The 7,190-nt window shown below is 70.6% G+C and carries 6 protein-coding genes; 1 reads left to right on the top strand and 5 read right to left on the bottom strand.

What is annotated here, in order from left to right:
- Positions 1-165: 165 nt before the first annotated feature.
- Positions 166-648 (bottom strand): EamA/RhaT family transporter, encoded by a 483-nt coding sequence (locus tag O3Q52_RS45495; RefSeq protein WP_269654369.1) that lies wholly within the window; start codon positions 646-648, stop codon positions 166-168.
- A 137-nt stretch (positions 649-785) separates the two neighbouring features.
- Positions 786-1,106 carry an SH3 domain-containing protein gene (locus O3Q52_RS45490; protein ID WP_269654368.1) on the bottom strand — a complete coding sequence of 107 codons (321 nt, stop codon included), beginning with the start codon at positions 1,104-1,106 and terminating at the stop codon, positions 786-788.
- Between the two features lie 178 nt (positions 1,107-1,284).
- Here O3Q52_RS45490 and O3Q52_RS45485 point away from each other — a divergent pair, with 178 nt between their 5' ends.
- On the top strand, positions 1,285-3,519 hold the full coding sequence (locus O3Q52_RS45485; protein WP_269654367.1) for a serine/threonine-protein kinase: 2,235 nt from the start codon (positions 1,285-1,287) through the stop codon (positions 3,517-3,519).
- A 154-nt stretch (positions 3,520-3,673) separates the two neighbouring features.
- Here O3Q52_RS45485 and ilvD read toward each other — a convergent pair whose 3' ends face one another.
- From ilvD to O3Q52_RS45470, 3 genes are all read right to left on the bottom strand, one after another.
- Complete coding sequence (gene ilvD / locus O3Q52_RS45480) at positions 3,674-5,527, bottom strand: dihydroxy-acid dehydratase (protein ID WP_269654366.1); 1,854 nt, start codon at positions 5,525-5,527, stop codon at positions 3,674-3,676.
- Between the two features lie 185 nt (positions 5,528-5,712).
- Positions 5,713-6,327 (bottom strand): TetR/AcrR family transcriptional regulator, encoded by a 615-nt coding sequence (locus O3Q52_RS45475; protein WP_269654365.1) that lies wholly within the window; start codon positions 6,325-6,327, stop codon positions 5,713-5,715.
- Entirely contained in the window at positions 6,324-7,148 is an 825-nt protein-coding gene (locus tag O3Q52_RS45470; RefSeq protein WP_055618249.1) for a sugar phosphate isomerase/epimerase, read from the bottom strand. The genes O3Q52_RS45475 and O3Q52_RS45470 overlap by 4 nt, the downstream gene beginning before the upstream one ends.
- Positions 7,149-7,190: the final 42 nt, after the last annotated feature.

Raw genomic sequence — 7,190 nt, 5'->3', positions numbered from 1 at the left:
GCCCCTACCCAATCCCGTCACTAACTCAGGGGCTCCGCCCCCGAACCCCCAAAGACTGGGCAGTTCCCCGCGCCCCTAGGTTTTCAGGGGCGCGGGGAACTGCGCGACAAGCCACATCCGGACCCGCACCCGACAACACACCCCACGGGGCCTGGGGCGGAGCCCCTAGCGGCGGCGCTTGCGGGACGGGTTTCCCGTGCGGCGGGCGGTGCGGCGCGCGTGTTCGGCGCGGGCCGTCTCGTACTCCCGGCGGTGGAGCTTTTCGCCGGGGGCCTCGGTGAGGGAGCGGAAGAAGTAGGCCAGGAGAGCGCCTACGAAGCCGATGGCCAGGAGGCCGCGGAGGGATGCCTGGGTGTCGGGGTCGGGGCGCTCGGTGAAGCCCTCCCAGGTGCGGCGGAAGGCGATCGCGCTGCAGATCGCGAACATCACGACGACGAGGAGAGTGACGAAACCGCCCACGGCCGCGATCGCCAGGCCCTCGTAGGCGAAGCGGAGAATCAGGCAGCTCGCCACGGCGGCCGCCAGCGAGCCGGCGGCCACGCCCGCGCGGCGTCCCGCGTAGCCGCCGTCGTGGTCCACCCAGGTCGTTCCGAAGAAACGGATCGGTTCGGGGCGGGGGCCTGCAGGGGTGCCGGTTTCGTCGCTCACCGCTCGATTATCGCCCCGGGCGGCGGACTGCCGAAGAGTCGGAGTGCGTCGGAGTGCCGACGGGTGGGTGTAGGTGAGTGAAGGGGCGGCTCGGCTTGCCCGGCTCGTGGCCTGCGAGCCGTGCCGCCCCGACGCGGTCAGCTGCAGCGCGGTGCCACGTAACCGTCGCTGCCCGTTTTCACGAAGGCGTCGGAGACGTACTCCCCGACCTTGATGTTGTCCCAGATATTCGTCGTGCCGTAGGGACCACTGATCGTCTCGCCCGGGCGCTGGCAGAAGATCGGGACCTTGGAGCCCACCGCCAGGGTGCGGACCAGGCGGTACTGGGTGCCGGGACCGCTGCGGACGTTCACGGTGTAACCGGGTGCGATCGAGTAGAGCTTCTGGGCCGCGGTGACGGTCGCCTCCGCCCTCGCGCCCGTACTCTCCTCCGCGCTCTCCATCTCTTCAACAGCCATATGAGCCTCCCCCGTTGGATGCGTTTGGACGCACTGTCTTGATCGTCGCGAACGCGTTGGCTTGAAACACTTTCTTTTCTTTGTGCACGCGGAGGCTAGCAAGCCGCGTGGGTCTCGTACGAACCATCGACTAGGCTCCGTGCGTCGCGCGTGCGTACGCAATTCACGGGGGTGGACCATGCCGCCACGACGCAGCGCCGGATCCGGTGCCGAAGCGGAACTTCCCGAATACGCCGGGCAGTACCGCCTTGAGTCACGCCTCGGCTCGGGCGGTATGGGTGTCGTCCATCTGGCGCGATCGACCTCGGGACTGCGGCTCGCGGTGAAGGTCGTCCATGCCGAGTTCGCCAAGGACCCCGAGTTCAGGGGACGGTTCCGGCAGGAGGTCGCGGCCGCGCGGCGGGTCAGCGGTGCCTTCACCGCACCGGTCGTGGACGCCGATCCCGAGGCCGAGCGGCCCTGGATGGCCACCCTGTTCATACCGGGGCTGACGCTGGCCGAGCACGTGAAGCGGAACGGCTCGTTGTCGTCCGCGCAGCTGCGTCAGGTCATGGCCGGCCTCGCCGAAGGGCTGCGCGACATCCACCGTGCCGGTGTCGTGCACCGCGATCTCAAACCGAGCAACGTCCTGCTCGCCGACGACGGTCCCAAGGTCATCGACTTCGGCATCTCCCGGCCATCGGACAGTGAGCTGCGCACGGAGACCGGCAAGCTGATCGGTACCCCGCCCTTCATGGCCCCCGAGCAGTTCCGCCGCCCCCGCGAGGTGGGCCCGGCCGCCGACATCTTCGCCCTCGGGTCGGTCCTGGTGCACGCGGCCACGGGGCGCGGGCCCTTCGACTCCGACAGTCCCTACATCGTCGCGTATCAAGTGGTGCACGACGAGCCGGACTTGACGGGTGTCCCCGATGATCTGGCCCAGCTCGTCGGCCGTTGCCTCGCCAAGGAGCCGGACGAACGGCCCACGCCCGACGAGCTCATGACGGAACTGCGGCTCGTCTCCTCGCTCTACGACACCCAGGCGTTCATCCCGGCTCAGCGAACATCGGAGCCGGGGGCCGAGACCGAAGCCGAGGCTGCAGCCGTCTCCGGGCACGAGCCCGCGCCCCGGCCCGAGGACGATCCGACTCATGTGCGCGGCAAGCGGCGTACGGCAGCCGGGGTTGCCGGGCCGGACCCGTCCGTCGGTTCCAGTGACCTCTCGGCGCCCACCCGTCGTCGTCGCCGTGTCCTTGTCTCCGTCGCCGCCGGTGTCGTATCCGTACTGGCGGTGGGCGGTGCGCTTCTCTTCGGTGTGCCGAGCGTCGACGGTGCCTCCGGCGGCAGCCCGGACCCGGGTACCGAACGCCGGGCCGCCGCCGAGACGTTCCGCCCGTGGGTCACGAAGGTGGGCACCGGCAAGAGCGGTATGTCCCAATGCGCCTACGGTGCTGGGGCCCTGCGGTGCGCCGCTCCCGGTGTGCTCGCCGCCTCCGTCGACCCGCTGAACGGCAAGGTGCGGTGGACGCGGAAGACCGGAACCGCGGGAGCCGGCAGCGTGGTCGCACCCGTCCTGTCGGGTGGTCTGGTGCACGCCGTCACCCCGGACCAGAAGCAGCTCGTCGCGCTCGACCCCGACACCGGCAGGACCCGCTGGACTCTGGACGTCCCGGCGAACGAGGGCAGCGTGCAGCAGAACGCGGGCGATACGGTTCTGCTGAGCTCGCCCGACGGCATGGTCACCGGTGTCGACGGGAAGACCGGGGACCGGCTGTGGCGCCATCGCGTGGCCGGCCGGGCCCAGCCCTCCTTCGCGTACTTCGGCGGTGAGGTCGCGTACGCGACGACACTGGGCGCCGACAGCACGAGCACTCAGGTGATCGCGGTGGATCTGCGGACCGGGGACGTGCGGTGGCGCCACAGCCTCGACGGATTGCTCATCCCCGTCGGGGCCTCGAAGGGCACGCTCTGGTTCACCGGGGAGAACTCGTACCAGGAGAGCGTGAGCGTCGTCGGCTACACGCACGGCTCGGGCCGCGTACGGCGGATCCCTCTCGGCCTTCCGCTCCCGTCCGCCACGGCCGCCCTGCACGACGGGACGGTCTATTTCCTGGCCACGGGCGGGGCGCTGGTCGCGGTGGACCTCGACGCCGGCAAGCAGCAGTGGCGGCTGGAGACATCGGTCAGCAGGGGTTCCGTGCCGACCGTCGACGACCGGCATGTGTACGTCACCTCCCCCGACGGCCGGCTGCTCGCGGCCGACGCGCGTACCGGCAAGCTCCTGGGCCAGACCCGCCCCCGGCTCAGCGGCGGCGGGACCGAGGGTGTTGTCGCGGAGCTGCCCGTGCCCCTGGTCGTGGGCGACCGGGTCTACGGAAGCGCGCCGGACGGAAGTGTCTTCGCGGTGGACAGGAGCAAGCCCGGCGGCTGGTGAGCATGCCGCCGGAAAGCCCGTAAGTACCGGAAGCCCGTGGGCCGCTGGGAAGTCCCGCGCAGGGAGGGCCCGTCGAAGGGGGAAGGCACCGCAAACGGCGAACCCGCCCGGTGGTGAGGACCGGGCGGGCCCACGTGGTGGGGGTGGTGCGGGGCTAGCCGAGTTTGGAGACGTCTCGGACTGCGCCCCTGTCGGCGCTGGTCGCCATCGCCGCGTACGCGCGGAGGGCGGCGGAGACCTTCCGCTCGCGGCCGGCCGGGGCGTAGACGCCGCCCAGGGCCTCGCGGCGGGTGGCCAGCTCCTCGTCGGAGACCAGGAGCTCGATGCCGCGGTTCGGGATGTCGATGCGGATGCGGTCGCCGTCCCGGACGAGGGCGATCGTGCCGCCCGAGGCGGCCTCCGGGGAGGCGTGGCCGATGGACAGGCCCGACGTGCCGCCGGAGAAGCGGCCGTCGGTGATCAGGGCGCAGGTCTTGCCGAGGCCTCGGCCCTTCAGGAAGGACGTCGGGTAGAGCATCTCCTGCATGCCGGGGCCGCCCTTGGGGCCCTCGTAGCGGATGACGACGACGTCGCCGTGCGTGATCTCCTTCTTGAGGATCTTGTCGACGGCCTCCTCCTGCGACTCGCAGACGACCGCCGGGCCCTCGAAGGTCCAGATCGACTCGTCCACGCCTGCCGTCTTCACGACACAGCCGTCGACGGCGAGGTTGCCCTTCAGGACCGCCAGGCCGCCGTCCTTCGAGTACGCGTGCTCCGCCGAGCGGATGCAGCCGCCCTCCGCGTCCTCGTCGAGGGCCTCCCAGCGCTCGGACTGGGAGAAGGCCTCGGCGGAACGGACACAGCCGGGTGCCGCGTGCCACAGCTCCAGGGCTTCGGGGGACGGGGAGCCGGCGCGGACGTCCCAGGTCTTCAGCCAGTCGGAGAGGGACGGGCTGTGGACCGAGTGCACGTCCTCGTTCAAGTGGCCGCCGCGGTGCAGTTCGCCGAGCAGAGCGGGGATACCTCCGGCCCGATGCACGTCCTCCATGTAGTACGTCCGGTCCTTGGCCACGTTCGGGGCGACCTTGGCGAGACAGGGCACCCGGCGCGAGACGGCGTTGATCTCGTCCAGGCCGAAGGGGACCTCGGCCTCCTGGGCCGCGGCCAGCAGGTGCAGGATCGTGTTGGTCGAGCCGCCCATGGCGATGTCGAGCGCCATGGCGTTCTCGAAGGCCGCGATCGTGGCGATGTTGCGCGGCAGGACCGTCTCGTCGTCCTGCTCGTAGTAGCGGCGGGTGATGTCCATCACCGTGCGCCCCGCGTCCTCGTACAGCGCCTTGCGGGCGGTGTGCGTGGCGAGGACCGAGCCGTTGCCGGGGAGCGAGAGGCCGATGGCCTCCGTCAGGCAGTTCATGGAGTTGGCCGTGAACATGCCGGAACAGGAACCGCAGGTCGGACAGGCGTTCTCCTCGATACGGAGGATGTCCTCGTCCGAGATCTTGTCGTTCACGGCGTCGGAGATCGCGTCGACCAGGTCGAGCGTACGGACCGTGCCGTCGACCAGGGTCGCGCGGCCGGACTCCATGGGGCCGCCGGAGACGAAGACCGTCGGGATGTTCAGGCGCAGGGCCGCCATCAGCATGCCGGGCGTGATCTTGTCGCAGTTCGAGATGCAGATCAGGGCGTCGGCGCAGTGGGCCTCCACCATGTACTCGACGCTGTCCGCGATCAGGTCGCGGGAGGGCAGGCTGTAGAGCATGCCTCCGTGGCCCATCGCGATGCCGTCGTCGACCGCGATCGTGTTGAACTCGCGCGGGATGCCGCCCGCGGCCGTGATGGCCTCGCTCACGATCCGGCCGACCGGCTGGAGGTGGGTGTGGCCGGGCACGAACTCGGTGAAACTGTTGGCGACCGCGATGATCGGCTTGCGGCCGATGTCCGCGCCCGGTACACCGGAGGCGCGCATAAGGGCGCGTGCGCCCGCCATGTTGCGGCCGTGGGTGACTGTGCGGGACCTCAGCTCGGGCATCGTCGCTCGCTCCTTCGGAGAGTAATGACTCACGTCGAGCGTACGCCCGTCATCCAGGGGTTGGACACGGCGTCCGGAATGCGGGATGGCTGTCTCGGTGGTCGGCTGCGGGGCGGGGCCCTGATGTGGCCGGTCCCGCCCACGCGCCGGAGCCGTACGTGCCACAGTCCCGCGTCCCTGAGGGCTCAGGGGTTCGTCAGGTGGGCCTGAATCACCGGGGCCACCCTTGCGATGATCTGTTCCGGGTTCGCCGAGGCCAGGGGTTCCACCTTGATCACATACCGCAGCATCGCGATGCCGACGAGCTGGGCCGCCGCGAGCTCGGCGCGCAGTTCGGCGTCCGGCGCGTCCAGCTGGGCGGCGACGCGGCGCAGCAGCTGGGCCGAGACGAGGCGGCGGAAGACCGCGGCCGCGACCTCGTTGTTCACGGCGGAACGGACGATCGCGAGCAGGGCCTTGCGGGTCGCCGGGTTCTCCCAGACCCCGAAGAAGAAGCGGGCCAGGCGCTCGCCGACGCCGTCCAGGGGGCCTTCCGCGATCGAGCCCGGGGCGCTCAGAAGGGGCCCGAAGGCGACCTCGATGGACGCCTCGAAGACCTGCTCCTTGGTGCCGAAGTAGTGGTGCACGAGCGCCGCGTCCACGCCCGCGGCCTTGGCGATGCCGCGTACGGACGTCTTCTCGTACCCCCGCTCGGAGAACTCCTCGCGGGCCGCCGCCAGGATGCGGTCGCGGGCGGCGGGGGCGTCCGCGGAGTCCGCGTGGGAGGGGCGTCCACGGCGGCGCGGGGCGGCGCTGGTCACGAGCGCGGGACCCGTACGGCCGAGGCCAGGTGGAGCCGGGTGAAGGCGAGGGCCTCCGCGAGGTCGGCCTCGCGTTCGGCGCTGGACATGGCGCGGCGGGTGTTGACCTCGATGACGACGTGGCCGTCGAAGCCGGACAGGGCGAGGCGTTCCAGCAGCTCGGCGCAGGGCTGTGTGCCGCGGCCGGGGACGAGGTGCTCGTCCTTGTTGGAGCCGTTGCCGTCGGCGAGGTGGACGTGGCCGAGGCGGTCGCTCATGCGGTCGATCATCTGAAGCGCGTCCGTGCGGGCGGTCGCCGTGTGGCTGAGATCGATCGTGAAGTGGCGGTAGTCGTCCTTCGTGACGTCCCAGTCGGGGGCGTAGGCGAGCATCTCGCGGTCGCGGTAGCGCCAGGGGTACATGTTTTCGACGGCGAACCGGACGTCCGTCTCGTTCGCCATGCGCCAGATCCCGGTGACGAAGTCGCGCGCGTACTGGCGCTGCCAGCGGAACGGGGGGTGTACGACGACCGTGCTCGCGCCGAGTTTCTCGGCTGCCGACTGGGCGCGCTGGAGTTTGGTCCACGGGTCGGTGGACCAGACGCGCTGGGTGATGAGCAGGCACGGGGCGTGGATCGCGAGGATCGGGACCTGGTGGTAGTCGCTGAGGCGGCGGAGGGCCTCGATGTCCTGGCTGACGGGGTCGGTCCAGACCATGACCTCTACGCCGTCGTAGCCGAGGCGTGCGGCGATCTCGAAGGCCGTTGCCGTCGACTCCGGGTACACGGAGGCCGTGGACAGGGCGACCTTCGCATCCGGGATGCGCACGACTGGTTCTGCCACGGGGACAGGTTACGGGGTGGCTCTGGTGGTTGTGTTCGGGTG

It is taken from the genome of Streptomyces sp. ActVer (assembly GCF_027270795.1).
GTDB lineage: Bacteria > Actinomycetota > Actinomycetes > Streptomycetales > Streptomycetaceae > Streptomyces > Streptomyces umbrinus_A.
Note: the sequence above shows the minus strand (reverse complement) of the source record. Positions and strands in the feature narration are given on the sequence as shown.

Coding starts and splice junctions, on each gene's coding strand:
- O3Q52_RS45490 (WP_269654368.1), bottom strand. CDS start 1,106: ATGGCTGTTGAAGAGATGGAGAGCGCGGAGGAGAGTACGGGCGCGAGG.
- O3Q52_RS45485 (WP_269654367.1), top strand. CDS start 1,285: ATGCCGCCACGACGCAGCGCCGGATCCGGTGCCGAAGCGGAACTTCCC.
- ilvD (WP_269654366.1), bottom strand. CDS start 5,527: ATGCCCGAGCTGAGGTCCCGCACAGTCACCCACGGCCGCAACATGGCG.